This window comes from Actinomadura craniellae, from assembly GCF_003289645.1.
Taxonomy (GTDB): domain Bacteria; phylum Actinomycetota; class Actinomycetes; order Streptosporangiales; family Streptosporangiaceae; genus Actinomadura_D; species Actinomadura_D craniellae.
The window spans coordinates 1-12,514 of the sequence record NZ_QLYX01000015.1 but is presented as its reverse complement, the minus strand read 5'-3'; the positions used below and the strand labels follow the sequence as shown (position 1 = coordinate 12,514).

The window sequence follows — 12,514 nt, the reverse complement described above, 5'->3', positions numbered from 1 at the left end:
CTCTGGGGCGCCAAGGAGTCTAAAGTGATCGCCACAGCGAGATTTCAACGACCGCAAGGCGGCTTTTCCACCCGGCAGGCGCCATCCACGACCAGTAGCCATATCAACCATTACGGACAGCCAAATCAAGCGCACACCCGAAGCATCAACCACGAAGGGCGCAATGCGAAATTATGAGAGATTTCATTATTCTCATACTCGGTATTCCATTCGGGGTGGCAGCAAACGGCATCTATCAATACATGAGAGCCCTGGCCGGCCGAAGGCTCGACCCCATCCTGATGGAAGGATTCTGGGGAGAATACATTAGCGAACCCACAGTCCGGCAATGCAGTGTAGGGGAGATCAGATACGACGCCCGAAGAAGGCTATGGGTGTTCGACGGAACGAACTACCACAATGACGGACGCCCCTTCTGCCACTGGGTGACCCTGGCAAGCTACCTTGACAAATCAACCCGAGAGTTTTACTACACGTTCTCCAACACTCCCATAGAATCAGGCCAGACCGGCTACATCGGCTTCGGCGTGATCAGGTTTCGACGAAGCGAGGGGAAGTGGATCCCCGACCGGGGTTTCTTCATATCGGGGAATGAGGGAGAAAGCTATCGGCACCATACGATGGTGCAACTCGACAGCATCCCGGATGATGCCGAGAGCGCTCGCGAAATTTTCACGTCGAAACTGGGCCTCCCCAGCCAGCAAGGCGACTGACGATGCAGGCTCCAGCATAAATTCACCGGGACATACCGGCCGGCCCCGGGAGTTCAGAGGTGGGCGTCCAGATCGGCGAGCAGGCGGCGCTTGGGGCGGGCGCCCACGATGCGCTCGACGATCTCGCCGTCCCGGAAGAGGGTGAGCGTGGGGAAGCCCAGAACGCCGTAGCGCCGTACGATCTCCGGGTGCTCGTCGCCGTTGAGCTTGGCGATGGTGAGGCGGTCGCCGCGCTCGGCCTCGATCTCCTCAAGGACCGGCGCGATCATCTTGCACGGGGGGCACCACTCCGTCCAGAAGTCGACCAGTACCGGCTTGCCCGCGCGGAGCACCCGCTCGTCGAAGTTCTCGGTCGTCAGCGTGATCATCGTTCTCCTCCGGGGACAGGACGCAGCCGGGGCAGGCCCGGGCGAGTTGGCCGGCCACCTCGGCCCGCCGCCTGATCAGGGTGCGGAGGTCGGCGTCGATCTCGGCGAGCTTGCGCCGGTACACCGCCACCGACTCCGGGCAGGCGCTCCCCTCCCGGTGGCCCGCCCGCAGGCAGTCCACGAACGGACGGGTGTCCTCCAGCGTGAAGCCCGCCGCCAGCAAGGAGCGGATCTCCTGGACCAGCCGGAGATCGGACTCCTCGTACTGCCGGTAGCCGTTGCTCGAACGCCGCGCCACCAGCAGCCCCTGCTGCTCGTAGTAGCGCAGCGCGCGCGTGCTCACGCCGGCCCGTTCGGCCAGCTCACCGATCCGCATCCGGCCCTCCCTGATCCGTGGCCGCCTGCGACGGTATCCCCTGACACCGGCGTCAAGGTCAAGCGGGAGGCGGGCCGCCCGCCGAGCGCAGGGCGCGAACTACGCACGGCGGGCGACGTCGGGAGGGGGCGTGGCCGCCGAGACCGAAACTAACCCGGCCACCTAATTCAGACAAGCGTTTGTTAGGTAGCTGCCCGGGGCTGTGCGGAGGTCGCGCCCTCTAGCCCAGTTCGTACTGGATGGCGGAGCGCCGTTCCACGATCGGGGTGATGGTCTCCTCGATCACCGCGCGGTGCACCGGGTGGTCGCGGTAGACGAGGTAGTCGTCGACTCCGGCGAAGTCGGCCACCACCACGAAGTCGTACGTGCCGGGGTTGATCCCCGCGTTGGTGCCCATGCTGTAGCTCGCGATCTGCGGGATCTTCGCGGGCAGTTCACTGAGCCGGTCCGCGACCTCCTGCCGCTGGGCCGTGGTCGTCCCCTCGGCCCAGACGAACATCACCACATGCCGGAATCCGCTCATTCCATCTCTCCGATCGTGGCCGCGACGGTCGCGCCGAGTTCCCAGCACCGCTGAAGGTCCTGGCGGGACGGGTCGCCGACGACGCTCACCGGGTGCGCCACACGCTCCCAGCCCAGGCCCTTGGCGATCGACTCGACGGCCCGGACCGCCCCGGTGGTGTCGTTGTTTCCGTGCACGTACAGGGCGTACGGCCGGCCGGCCGACGCGTCCTGGCAGGGATAGAAGATCCCGTCGAAGAAGTGCTTCAGCGCGCCGGACATGTACCCGATGTTCGCCGGGGTGCCGAGCACGTACGCGTCGGCCTCCAGGGCGTCCACCGCGGTGGCGGTGAGCGCCGGCCGGCAGGCCACCTCGACGCCCTCGATCTCGTCGGTGCCCGCGCCGTCGCGCACCGACTCGAACATCGCCCGCAGGCTGGGCGACGTCGTGTGGTGGACGATCAGCAGCCTCTTCATCACCGCCGAGCGTAGCGCCCGCCGGTCAGCCGGGCAGGCGGTTCTCCGCGGCGGCGCGGATGCGGGCGGCGGCGGCCCGGGTACGGCGGCGCAGCACCTGGGCGCGCTGGGCGGTGCCGCCCGCCAGCCGGTGCGGCTCGGCCGGGCACACCGCGACGCGGTGCCGGGCGGCCAGGTCGAGCAGCGCGGCGCCGGCCTCCGGCCGCCGGTCCATGCACAGGGCGGCGAACAGGCCCGCCTCGATCCGCTTGACCCCGCCCAGCCGGCCCAGGTAGACGATCTCGCAGGGGATCGGGACGCGGTCGTCGCGCTCCTCGATCAGGTCCTCGCGGGCGGCGAGCACCAGCGCGGTCACGGTCTGCACCGCCTGCCGCACCGCCCACTTGCGGCCCGGGATCGGCGGCAGGAAGTCGCGTACCTGGTCGATGGCCGACGCGGAGACCGGGCCGAGCACGATGTCGTCGACGGTGCGGGTGCGGATCTCGATGACCTTGCTCCAGGGCACGTCGTCTCCGTCGAAGCCGACCTTCTTCGGGCCGAACTCGATGGCCCCGAACCGGTCGAGCAGGCCGAGCACCCGGCCGGCCCCGCGCGGCGCCCGCGGGTGCCGGGCGAGCAGGCCGCCGATCGACAGTTTCCACGGCTCGTCGCTCCCCCGGCCGGGCCGCGGCATCGCGTCGACGGTCGTGGTGACCCAGCGGGTCTCCGCCTCGTCCGGCAGGTCTCCCTTGCTCAGATCGACGCCCATCACATCCCCAGTACGTCCTGGTACATGACGATTCCTTCTCAGATGGCTTTCCCAAAAGCGAAGGTTCTGGTGGTTAGTCTGAGGCATGGAGCACCAGGACCGCGTCGACGAGGTCATGGACGCCTGGCGTACCGAGCTTCCCGAGGTCGCGACCCTGCCGCTGGAACTGGCCGAACGCGTCCGGATGCTGGCGGTCCGCTGCGACGCGGCGGCCCACGACGTGCTGTCCCCGCACGGTGTCACCTACGCCGAATTCGAGGTGCTGGCCGCGCTGCGCCGGGCCCGGCCGCCGCACCGGCTCAAGCCCTCGGAACTGGCCCGCCGGTCGATGCTGTCGTCCGGCGGCACCAGCAACGCCCTGCTGCGCCTCACCGCCATCGGCCTGGCCGAGCGCGCGCCCGACCCCACCGACGGCCGCAGCTCCTGGGTCAGCCTCACCCCCAAGGGCGCCGCGCTCACCGAGGACCTGGCCCGCGCCACCACCGCCGCCTACACCCGCCTCTTCGGCGACCTCCCGCCCGACACGGCCGGACGGCTGGCCACCGTACTGCGCACCGCCCTGCACACCCTGCCGGAACCGGCCGGCTGACACGACCACCGCTCGTGATCCCGGCAGCCGAGGTACGGCGGCACCTCGAGAAACCGGGGGTGCTGCCGGTGCCCGGCATACCCCTCCCTCACTGACCGCGACGCGTGGCGAACCGCTCCGCCCACCCGCAAACCCAGTCGACCGGGTCCGCCCTGAGCCTGGCGAGTTCCACGTCGGTGAGCGCGGCGTTCCGGAGGAGCACCCTTGCCGCGGCCATCCGTACGTTCGGGGCGGGATCGGCCAGCAGTGCCCGGGCCGTCCCGACCAGCCGGAGGTGTCCGCGGCTCTGCAACAACCACAACGTGGTGCTGCGGACTTCGGCGGCCACGTCGGTGATCCGGCCCTCGAGAAGGGTGTCCGGCAGCCCGCCCGACTCGTCGAGGACCCTCAGCGCGGCGCATTGCACTTCGGGCACGGAATCGACCGCAAGGTTCCGGGCCGTCTCGTACCAACCAGAGCCACGCTTTTCCAGGCCGTGCAATGCGGCGATTCGCACCCGTGGATCGAGATCGGCCAGCGCGACCGTCAAAGCCTGTTCCGCCCCGGGGTCCGGGCGGACCGCCAGCGCGCAGGCCACCGCCTCGCGTACCTCGGCGGCCGGGTCGGACAGCGCTCGGATCAGTGCCGCGCGCACCGCGGGCGGGTGATCCTGCCGCCGGGCCAGCGCAGCGGCGGCCCCCAACCGGTCGTGCACCGGCCCACCACCCGCCAGGACCCCGGCGAGTTCGGCGTCACCGCCGGGTCGGTAGCCGAAGCCGTACCACCCCATGTCCCGGCCTGCGGCGATCTCGTCGAGCCACCGCTCGTACCAGGTGAGGAAGTCCGGGTCCGGGCTGAACTTCGGCGGCTGACGATCCAGGCAGACGTTGACGACCCGGCCCCGGGCCGGACCACTCACCACCAGCAGCGACCAGTATGTGCACCCCATGGAGGCCAGCGCGATCGTCCCGACATACGGTTCGTCGACGGTTTCGGCCGCCAGGCCATCGAGCCAGTCCCGGCCGTACGACCGGCCCGGATGGAACGGGAAAGGGCGGCTGAGGCACCTGTCCGGACGCGTCCGCCGGATCACGTCGTCCCACCGGTCCAGTGGCAGCAGGCCGTAGTACGGCCCGGCCCCCTCGTGGCCCAGAATGGTCAGGAAGGCCCGGTACCCGGCGGGCAGCGTGATCCCGTGCCGCCGCTCGAAGGAAACGATCTCGGACTCCGCGAGGGGCGGGCCGAGCCGGAAACGGTGACGTTCCTCCCCGAAGGAGGAGCTCCGGCCGGGAAGATGGGGAACGATCGCCAGCTTGGCGGCGATCCGGCGCAGACGCTCGTCCACGCGCAACACTTCTTTTCATCGTCGAGAGCGCCCGTCCGGGCACCTCGCGCCATTGAACCATCCGCCTCCCCACCGCGGCGGGCCCCAGTCCGCCCTACCATGCTCGGACCGGCGAGAACGAGGGAGAAATTCGTGCACTGGGATACCCGGCCGGAGACCTCCGCCGACGCCGCCGCGGTCCGCGAGGTCGTCCTGCGTGCCTTCCCCACCGCCGAGGAGGCCGATCTCGTCGACGCGCTGCGCGCCGACCCGGCGTGGATCGACGGTCTCGCCCAGGTGGCCGTGACCGCCGGCGGCGCCGTCGCCGGGTACGCGCTGCTCACCCGCTGCCGGGTCGGTGACGAGCCCGCGCTCGCCCTGGCCCCCTGCGCCGTCCCGCCGGAGCACCAGCGGAAGGGGGCGGGCTCGGCCGCGATCCGCGCCGCACTGCGGGCCGCCCGGGCCGCGGGCGAGAACCTCGTGCTGGTGCTCGGCCACCCCGCGTACTACCCCCGGTTCGGGTTCGGCCCCGCCTCCCGGTACGGGATCAGGCCACCCTTCGACGTCCCGGACGAGGCCATGATGGCGCTCGCCCTGAACCCCGACCGCCCGGTTCCCGCCGGGGTCATCGGCTACCCGGCCCCGTTCGGCGTCTGAACGGCCCGGGGATCAGCAGAAGACAATCGCCGCCCCGGTGCCGACGGAGTGCTCGGCCGCCTCGATGAGCTGCATGCAGGTGAGGGCGGCGATGCCGTGCCGCCGCCACCCGTCCGGGGCGGTCTCGTCCGGTTCCTCGTCGGCCGCGTCGAAGATCTCCTCGGAGTCGGGGGTGAGGTCGGCGGGCAGATCCAGCGCCGCGGCCACCCGGCGGCAAACCTCCAGCAGGCGGTGGGAAGAGCCGAGGTGGCAGCCGGTCAGCCCCTCGTCGACGATCACCTGCTCGAACTCCACCGGGACGTAGTAGCCCGCGCAGTCGGAGTGGTGGATCAGGTGCTCGACGCAGCCCCCGCTCCGGGGCTCCCGCGCGTAGGCGGCTCTGAGCAGAGGGTCCTCCGACGCCCGGCCATCCGCGCCGAGCGGTGGCGGCAGAGTTCCGGACTCCGCCAGATGGACGGCCACCCGGCGCAGGTGGTGCAGCCCCGAGTAGCCCCACATCTCGTGCCCGACCCGCCCGCCCTGGCCGGGTTCCGGCTCGCGCCAGTCGGGCAACCCGCGCGCCGCCAGCAGTTCCCGGATGCGCTCGAGGTCGTCCCGCATCGACTCGGCGGACTCCGGCTCGGTCTCCGCGAACATCCCGACGACCACGTTCAATCCCATGGCCGCGCAATCTGCCAGACGGCTCCGACACTCTCCCACCACCCGATATTGGTTTGTCTAAATTAACTTATCCAAATGACCAGAACCTGATCCGGATGAGAAATGTCGGCCTCACATGACACCCTGTCAGCATCTTCGTCGGACATATCGCTATCTGCACGACATGCCCTGACATAAACGGAGGTCAGCTGGTGGCCGGGTGGGACATCGAGCCTTACGGGGTTCAGGGAGTACTGCGTAAGACAGCCTCGGCGTACGAACCGCTGCCAGGGCAGATCAAAAGGTACGGCTACGGCATGGAGTACGCGGCCAAGGCGTCCGGGAGCTCCATCGTCGCCCAGGCGCTGGCTGGGTTCGGCAAGCACCACCACCCCACCCTCACGGGGCTCGCCCAGCGCACCTCGCGCTGCGTCCAGGGCGCGGTGAACGCGACCAAGGCGTACCTGCAGGGCGACCTGGAAATGGCGGCCGAGGCCCAGCGCAACGCGGCCCGCGCGCCGGAACCGCGGCGGTGATCAACCCCGGCGCGATCCCGCAGCTCGACGCCGTCCACCCGCTCGCGGTGGAGTCCGAGGCGGCGGACTTACGGAAGACCGCCGCCGGGATCCGGCGGACCGGCGCCGCGGTGCACTCGACCTGGCAGGGGCTGGCCGCTTACTACCGGGCACCCGAGGCCCAGCGGCTGTTCGCGGCGACCGCTCCGGTACGGACGAAGGCGGACGCCTTCGCCGACCAGCTCGAACGGGTCGCGGCGGCGCTGAGCGACTACGCGGCCGAGGTCGGGCCGATCAAGAACCGGCTGCTGGAACTGCGCACCCAGGCCTTCGCCTTCAAGGCCAGGGCCGACGCCGCCGACGACTGGCGCGACGACGACACCCTGGTCGCGGAGAACAACCGGCTGGTCGGCGCCGTCGATCACCAGATGCTCGCCTTCCAGGCGGCCGAGCGCAAGGCGGCCAACCGGATCAACGCCCTGTACGGCGGCACCCGGTGGGTGCCCGGCGACGGTACCCGCACCGGCGGGAACATCCACGGCCTGTCCATGATCCCGGCCGGCACCGCACGCCCCTGGGGCACCCTGGACCAGCCGGGCGCGGGCCTGCTCGGCAGCCTGTGGAACGGCGCCGGCTCGGTGCTCAAGGGCTTCCTCGTGGACGGCCTGTGGGGAGACGTCAAGGGCCTGTGGGACCTGGCCTGGGGTGGCCCGGGAGCCTGGTTCGACGCCTACAAGCAGATCATGCTGCTCGGCCTGCCGCTGACGCACTTCGGCACGCTGGCCTTCACGGACCCCCGCCTTCGCCCCCGGGTCTTCGGCGCGTGGCGGGACTTCGGCAAGGGCTTCGTCGCCTGGAACCAGTGGGGAAAGGATCCGGCCCGCGCCTCCGGCAACACCGCCTACAACATCCTGACCAGCATCATCCCGCAGACCAAGGCCGGTTCCGCGGGAAAGCTCGCCAAGGGCGTCGACGCCGTGGGCACCGCGGCCGACCCGCTGGCCCTGGCGCTCAAGGGCACCTCCCGGCTGCCCAAGGTCGGCGACCTGGTCAAGCAGTTCGACTACCGCATCGGCGACACCCTCGGCCAGGTTGGGAAGTCTCGGCTCGACCCCGCCGACCTCAAACTCCGGCTCCACGAGATCGACCTGCGCCATCCCGACCTCCCGCCCGCCGGTGACCCGCCCCGCCTCCCCGAAATGGCCGGTGCCCCCCGCCGCCCCGACGAACTCGATGGCCCCGGCCATCCGCCCGACACCAATCCCCCACCCGCCGGTGGAAGCAGGATCGGCGACATCCCGCTGCCCCGCAGCGGTGGCGGAGAACCACCGCGCAACACAGGCGGCGGCCCGCCGGAACCGCCGCCGAGGGAACGGCCCATCGGGCAGGACGACCCTCTTGCCCCGCGACCAAACGCGCGTTTCGGCGAGGGCGTCAGACTGGACAGCAACACCCGCTATGAGGTCACCGACGTCAACGGCAATCACCGCGGCACGTTCACCACGGACGGCCAGGGCAGGATCATCGAGATCCATACCCGTTCCGGGCGAGAGCACATGTGGAATCCCGAACTCCGCCAGCCGCGGCCTAATACCACCTACCATGTCGATAACCGATATACCTACGAGACAGATTCCCAGGCGCGCACGATCAGGGCCGAGGGTGAGCTCATCCACACCGGTTCCGACAGCCACCGTCGTGGCCCCGATCAGACGCCAATCGGCTGGGAAGGTAGGAACGAGTACATCGAGTACAACCAGCGCGTCATTGAGGAATTCCGTGCCCGGGAAGGGCGGGACCCACTGCCGGGCGAGGTTGAACTCTACGAGAACGTGCCCTGGAACGGTGGCCACCTTATCGGTACTGCAAACTGGGGAGCCGGCGAACGACTCAATGTGGTACCCATGCTTAGAAACCTGAACCAAGCAGTATCCGGCACAACCCACCTAACCAACTTTCGAAAGATGGAGATGATGTGGGATAACCTGCTTAAACCTCCCACTAACGCCAAAGTCAAAGTAGAGATCAATGTGATATACAAACCAGGCTTCACCACCCCCACAGGCTTCCGAGTAAACTACTCAATTAATGGCGTACCCGCGGAATCAATAATCTACCCAAACATACCTCCCCTCGCGAGATAAATTACCGAAAGCGCATACCAATGGCCAAGAAACAGCGAATCGCTCCTATGGAGCAGGATTCCATACTGCAAAATATTGGCTCTGCCCTATTGGGCTCAGCTCCCAACGACTGGGAGGAGGTTCATTTTAGATACAACGGACTCATCGACATCACTACGATGTCCCTCGAGGTAACTAAAATGGATGGCTCCCAGGAAAGACTAAACCCTCCAGACTCCGCCTGGCAGCTCACCCAAGATCTTCGCTCAGGAATGTACGAAACGAGAAAGGGAACCTGGTTTTCTATCCATTATATAATTACACGACCAGCCCGATACAGCGCCGACTTTGACTATGACAACGAACCTCCTTTCCCCTTTCCGGTCGCCAGCGGAAGTTTCGCGCTCGACCTCCAGTACTTCCCACGCGACGATGAGCACATCCCAGAATGGCTGAGGCAGAAACTCGAAGAGGCCGCGGCCGAGGGGCAGTAGGGGTGACCAGGGACGTCGTGGCGCTGGTGGAGGCCGAGCCCGATCTCGACGCGGTGCTGGCCGGGCTGGTGGCGGCCGGGGCCGGGTACCGGGTGGGGAAGGCCGCCGACGGCGGGGTGCTGCAGTTGTGCGACGACCATGACCGGCTGCTGGTGTCGATCGAGGTACCCGTGCTGGTCCAGGTGGACGGTGAGGTCAAACGGCTGCTGGGGCCCGAGGTGGCGGATGTGGCACCGCCCGTCTGGTGGGTGGAGGCCCGGGCGGCTCACGCCGCGCCGGGGGCGGAGACGCTGGCGCTGCGGTTCGCGGCCGAACTGGTGCGCCGGCTCGGCGGGACGGTGTGGATGGACGACCCGGCGTACGCGCGGAGCCTCCGGTGACGCACCCCGGTCTCGACTTGACCAGTGACCGGGTGGCCGTCGTCGTCCAGAACCGACCCGTCGTCTCCTGTTCCACCTGGCTGGCCGACGCGATCCGGGTGTGCGCCGGCTCCGGGCGCGGTCTGCAGGTCCTCACCCCGGCGCGGTCCCGCCTCACCCTGCCACTGCGGCTGGCACTCGTCGGGCCCGGCACGCGCTGGGTGGTCCGCGACCCCGGCGGCGGCCACTACGACGGGCTGTCCGGCGCGGTGCTGCACTGGGACGGCGAGATGTTCGCCCCGCCTCGGGACGACGCCGAGGGCGCACCCCGCTCTCCCGTTTACACCGCCCCCGGGGAACCTCCGGTCACCCTGCTTATGGTGAACGCGACCGTTCACCACCCGCCCGACGACGACATCGTCCTGGGCGGCGCCGCCGAAGTGCTGTGCGCGAGCCTCACCGGTGCCGGACCGGCGGGCTGGGGCGTCTCCGAACCGGCCGGCACGCCCTGGCGGACGGAGACGATCACGGCCCTGTGCCGGAACCGGGCTCCGCTGCCCACCTGGCTGACCTTCGTGGGCCGGACGGTGATCGGCACCATCAGGGTGGACCGGGTCGGCTCGGGCATCGAGGAGACCGTGACCCTCCTCACCGCGGCGCCCCCGGACGACTTGCCAGGCGTCGCCGCCCGGGTCGCCGGCAGGTTCACACTGGTCTCGCTGCTCGCCCAGTCCGTCCCCGGCCGGGCCGACCTCACCACCGAACCCCGCTGGACGGGCCTGCCGGCCCCCCTGGGCCTGGCCGTCGGCACCGAGGCTCCCGAGGTGCCAGGCGGTCGCCCGGCTGAACCCCTCTGGCACGACCTCGGCAACGGCCATGACCTCCGCGCATGGGAACGCTTCGGCCGGTTGATGCGGCGCTTCGCCGGCACAGGCCCCCTGTCCGAGGGAACGTAGCCTCGCCCAAGCCGGGGACCGGCCGCGGGTGAACGACCGCTCCGGTCAGCGGACCGTGGTACCTGGAACCGTGTTGTCCGAACTCGGCCACGAGATCATCGGCGGAGACCCTCAGGGCAGTTGGTCGAGGTTCGTCGCGAGGCGCTGTTCGGCGGGGGTGAGGTCGGCCGGGCGGGTGACGGGTTCGGGGAGCTTGGTGTAGGTGTGGCCCAGCGGGCTGGTCCAGACGGTGACACCACGCGGGGTGCGGGTGGTGGTCCAGCCGCCGTCCTTGAGGTCATGGCAGTAGGCGCATTTGGCGTCGGCGTTGTCCGGCGTGCTCGGCCCACCGTCGGCGTGGGGAACGATGTGGTCGATCTCCGCGCGGCGGGCGGGAACCCGGCATCCGGGGCCCCGGCAGGTGCGGTCACGGGCTATGACATAGGCACGATCTCGGGCGGTGAGGGTGCGGCGAGGGTCGCGTTCGGATGGCGCCACGCGCTTACCAGGTCCGGCGGCCGTGACCGGATGGACGGCCCCGCCTGTTCCGGTGTCCCGGCCTTCGGTTCCGCTCTTTGCCTGGTCCTTCACCGAAGCTCTGTTCTCGGCTCGGCCCCCTGTTCCGGTGGCCCGGCCCCCAGCTCCGCTCCCCGCCCGATCCAACGCCACGGCTTTACCCCCGGCTCTGCCCCCTGCACCGGAACCCTCGCCCCCAGCTCCGCTCCCCGCCCGGCCCGTCGCCACAGCTTTGCCCCCGGCTTCATCCCCTGCACCGGGTCTGTTTCCGGTCGCGGGCCCGGCCGTGGCGGAGTTCGAATGGGCGGCGGTACCGGAGCCGGGAGGTGACAGGTGGGTGGGGCGGCGGCGGGTGGTGCCGTGGTAGAGCAGCCGGCCGGTGCGGGGTTCGGTGATCGAGTACGCCCAGGCGGTGTTGCCGGCGGCGGGCTGGGTGGTGGCCTGGTGGGTGATCTGGCGGGCGATGTCGGCGATGACCGGCCCCCACCCGTGCAACTCGGCGGGGTTGTCGGCCAGGTTCAACAAGGTGGGCAGGTCGGCGGTCAGCTCGATCACCCCGCGCCGGTGCACGGGGCCGGGGCCGTTCCAGGTGCCCTCCAGCAGGCCGAGGTAGACATCGGTGCGGATCTGGTCCATGGGCCGGGAATCACCGGACTGCTTGGTCGCCCGGGCGATCGCGTTCACCCGCTCGTAAGCGGCCGCGGCCTGGCCCACGGGCAGGGAGCATCCCGACAGGTAGGCGGTGCCGTCGGGATTGGTACCCGCTACGACCCGCCGTTCGGCCACCCTGAGGATGTAGTTGTCCTTGGCGGCATCGGGGTCGGTTTCCAGCACCAGGCGGCGCAGCCGGTAGGCCAACTGCCCGGTGGTCAGCTCCGGGGCCTGCGGCAACACCTGGGCGGCCACCCGCCGGGCGAAGGGCTCGGCCAGCGCCCGGGTCTCATGGACCATCACCTTCGCCCGGGCGGCATCGATCGCCCCGGCCCGTAACGCCCGCCACACCGCCGGCAGACGCTCGACCAGCAACCAGGCATCCTCCAACACCCCACCCGCCGCCCGCTTGGTCAACCGCAATGAGGTTCCCCCGTTTTCCCGGAACTCCGGTTACCTGGCTCGGACGGGGTCGGGTTGGGTGGTAGCCGTGTCGGGTTGATCTTGGAGTGTGCGGTAGTACGCCTCCTCGTACTCCTCGGGTGACAGG

Annotated in this window: 16 protein-coding genes; 8 read left to right on the top strand and 8 right to left on the bottom strand. The window is 69.5% G+C overall.

Translation table 11 applies throughout. The features are described 5' to 3' along the window. Positions 1 to 173 precede the first annotated feature (173 nt). Positions 174 to 713 carry a hypothetical protein gene (locus DPM19_RS34965; protein WP_146779008.1) on the top strand — a complete coding sequence of 180 codons (540 nt, stop codon included), beginning with the start codon at positions 174 to 176 and terminating at the stop codon, positions 711 to 713. A 53-nt stretch (positions 714 to 766) separates the two neighbouring features. Here DPM19_RS34965 and trxA read toward each other — a convergent pair whose 3' ends face one another. The 5 genes from trxA to DPM19_RS26770 form a co-directional block, all read right to left on the bottom strand. Next, positions 767 to 1,081, bottom strand: coding sequence for a thioredoxin (gene trxA, locus DPM19_RS26790; protein ID WP_111870829.1), 315 nt, complete (start codon positions 1,079 to 1,081; stop codon positions 767 to 769). Continuing rightward, positions 963 to 1,457, bottom strand: a complete 495-nt coding sequence (locus DPM19_RS26785; protein WP_325050288.1) for a MerR family transcriptional regulator — start codon at positions 1,455 to 1,457, stop codon at positions 963 to 965. The genes trxA and DPM19_RS26785 overlap by 119 nt, the downstream gene beginning before the upstream one ends. A gap of 220 nt (positions 1,458 to 1,677) precedes the next feature. Beyond that, positions 1,678 to 1,980 (bottom strand): Dabb family protein, encoded by a 303-nt coding sequence (locus tag DPM19_RS26780; protein WP_111870828.1) that lies wholly within the window; start codon positions 1,978 to 1,980, stop codon positions 1,678 to 1,680. Continuing rightward, positions 1,977 to 2,435, bottom strand: a complete 459-nt coding sequence (locus DPM19_RS26775; RefSeq protein WP_111870827.1) for a flavodoxin family protein — start codon at positions 2,433 to 2,435, stop codon at positions 1,977 to 1,979. Before DPM19_RS26775 ends, DPM19_RS26780 begins: the two co-directional genes overlap by 4 nt. A 25-nt stretch (positions 2,436 to 2,460) precedes the next feature. Then, positions 2,461 to 3,183, bottom strand: coding sequence for a hypothetical protein (locus tag DPM19_RS26770; protein WP_111870826.1), 723 nt, complete (start codon positions 3,181 to 3,183; stop codon positions 2,461 to 2,463). Between the two features lie 85 nt (positions 3,184 to 3,268). Here DPM19_RS26770 and DPM19_RS26765 point away from each other — a divergent pair, with 85 nt between their 5' ends. Then, a complete protein-coding gene (locus DPM19_RS26765; RefSeq protein WP_111870825.1) occupies positions 3,269 to 3,772 on the top strand; it encodes a MarR family winged helix-turn-helix transcriptional regulator in 504 nt (167 codons plus the stop codon). 88 nt (positions 3,773 to 3,860) lie between these two features. On the opposite strand, the gene DPM19_RS26760 is transcribed toward DPM19_RS26765, so the two are convergent. Next, a complete protein-coding gene (locus DPM19_RS26760; RefSeq protein WP_111870824.1) occupies positions 3,861 to 5,096 on the bottom strand; it encodes an SMI1/KNR4 family protein in 1,236 nt (411 codons plus the stop codon). A gap of 132 nt (positions 5,097 to 5,228) precedes the next feature. On the opposite strand from DPM19_RS26760, the gene DPM19_RS26755 reads away from it, so the two are divergent. Beyond that, positions 5,229 to 5,732, top strand: coding sequence for a GNAT family N-acetyltransferase (locus tag DPM19_RS26755; protein WP_233510772.1), 504 nt, complete (start codon positions 5,229 to 5,231; stop codon positions 5,730 to 5,732). 12 nt (positions 5,733 to 5,744) lie between these two features. Here the strand turns inward: DPM19_RS26755 and DPM19_RS26750 are convergent, their stop codons facing one another. Next, positions 5,745 to 6,392, bottom strand: coding sequence for a hypothetical protein (locus tag DPM19_RS26750; protein ID WP_146779007.1), 648 nt, complete (start codon positions 6,390 to 6,392; stop codon positions 5,745 to 5,747). Between the two features lie 191 nt (positions 6,393 to 6,583). Between DPM19_RS26750 and DPM19_RS26745 the strand changes: the two genes are divergently transcribed. Genes DPM19_RS26745 through DPM19_RS26730 form a run of 5 tightly spaced genes read left to right on the top strand, consistent with a single transcriptional unit; the run spans position 6,584 to position 10,818 of the window. Further along, on the top strand, positions 6,584 to 6,907 hold the full coding sequence (locus DPM19_RS26745; protein WP_158566906.1) for a DUF6507 family protein: 324 nt from the start codon (positions 6,584 to 6,586) through the stop codon (positions 6,905 to 6,907). Further along, positions 6,904 to 9,030 carry a DNA/RNA non-specific endonuclease gene (locus DPM19_RS26740; RefSeq protein ID WP_111870820.1) on the top strand — a complete coding sequence of 709 codons (2,127 nt, stop codon included), beginning with the start codon at positions 6,904 to 6,906 and terminating at the stop codon, positions 9,028 to 9,030. The genes DPM19_RS26745 and DPM19_RS26740 overlap by 4 nt, the downstream gene beginning before the upstream one ends. Positions 9,031 to 9,050: 20 nt before the next feature. Next, the gene (locus tag DPM19_RS35445; protein ID WP_158566905.1) at positions 9,051 to 9,503 is read left to right on the top strand and encodes a hypothetical protein; all 453 of its coding nucleotides are present in this window, start codon (positions 9,051 to 9,053) and stop codon (positions 9,501 to 9,503) included. Positions 9,504 to 9,505: 2 nt separating this feature from the next. Next, positions 9,506 to 9,883 (top strand): hypothetical protein, encoded by a 378-nt coding sequence (locus tag DPM19_RS26735; RefSeq protein WP_111870819.1) that lies wholly within the window; start codon positions 9,506 to 9,508, stop codon positions 9,881 to 9,883. Next, positions 9,880 to 10,818, top strand: a complete 939-nt coding sequence (locus DPM19_RS26730) for a DUF6177 family protein (protein ID WP_111870818.1) — start codon at positions 9,880 to 9,882, stop codon at positions 10,816 to 10,818. Before DPM19_RS26735 ends, DPM19_RS26730 begins: the two co-directional genes overlap by 4 nt. A gap of 111 nt (positions 10,819 to 10,929) precedes the next feature. Here DPM19_RS26730 and DPM19_RS26725 read toward each other — a convergent pair whose 3' ends face one another. Next, positions 10,930 to 12,381, bottom strand: a complete 1,452-nt coding sequence (locus tag DPM19_RS26725; RefSeq protein WP_267900917.1) for an HNH endonuclease signature motif containing protein — start codon at positions 12,379 to 12,381, stop codon at positions 10,930 to 10,932. Positions 12,382 to 12,514 lie beyond the last annotated feature (133 nt).

Bases quoted from the DNA above. Each gene is read 5' to 3' on its own strand.
- trxA (WP_111870829.1), bottom strand. From the start codon at position 1,081: ATGATCACGCTGACGACCGAGAACTTCGACGAGCGGGTGCTCCGCGCG.
- DPM19_RS26750 (WP_146779007.1), bottom strand. From the start codon at position 6,392: ATGGGATTGAACGTGGTCGTCGGGATGTTCGCGGAGACCGAGCCGGAG.
- DPM19_RS26780 (WP_111870828.1), bottom strand. From the start codon at position 1,980: ATGAGCGGATTCCGGCATGTGGTGATGTTCGTCTGGGCCGAGGGGACG.
- DPM19_RS35445 (WP_158566905.1), top strand. From the start codon at position 9,051: ATGGCCAAGAAACAGCGAATCGCTCCTATGGAGCAGGATTCCATACTG.
- DPM19_RS34965 (WP_146779008.1), top strand. From the start codon at position 174: ATGAGAGATTTCATTATTCTCATACTCGGTATTCCATTCGGGGTGGCA.
- DPM19_RS26785 (WP_325050288.1), bottom strand. From the start codon at position 1,457: ATGCGGATCGGTGAGCTGGCCGAACGGGCCGGCGTGAGCACGCGCGCG.
- DPM19_RS26775 (WP_111870827.1), bottom strand. From the start codon at position 2,435: ATGAAGAGGCTGCTGATCGTCCACCACACGACGTCGCCCAGCCTGCGG.
- DPM19_RS26770 (WP_111870826.1), bottom strand. From the start codon at position 3,183: ATGGGCGTCGATCTGAGCAAGGGAGACCTGCCGGACGAGGCGGAGACC.
- DPM19_RS26765 (WP_111870825.1), top strand. From the start codon at position 3,269: ATGGAGCACCAGGACCGCGTCGACGAGGTCATGGACGCCTGGCGTACC.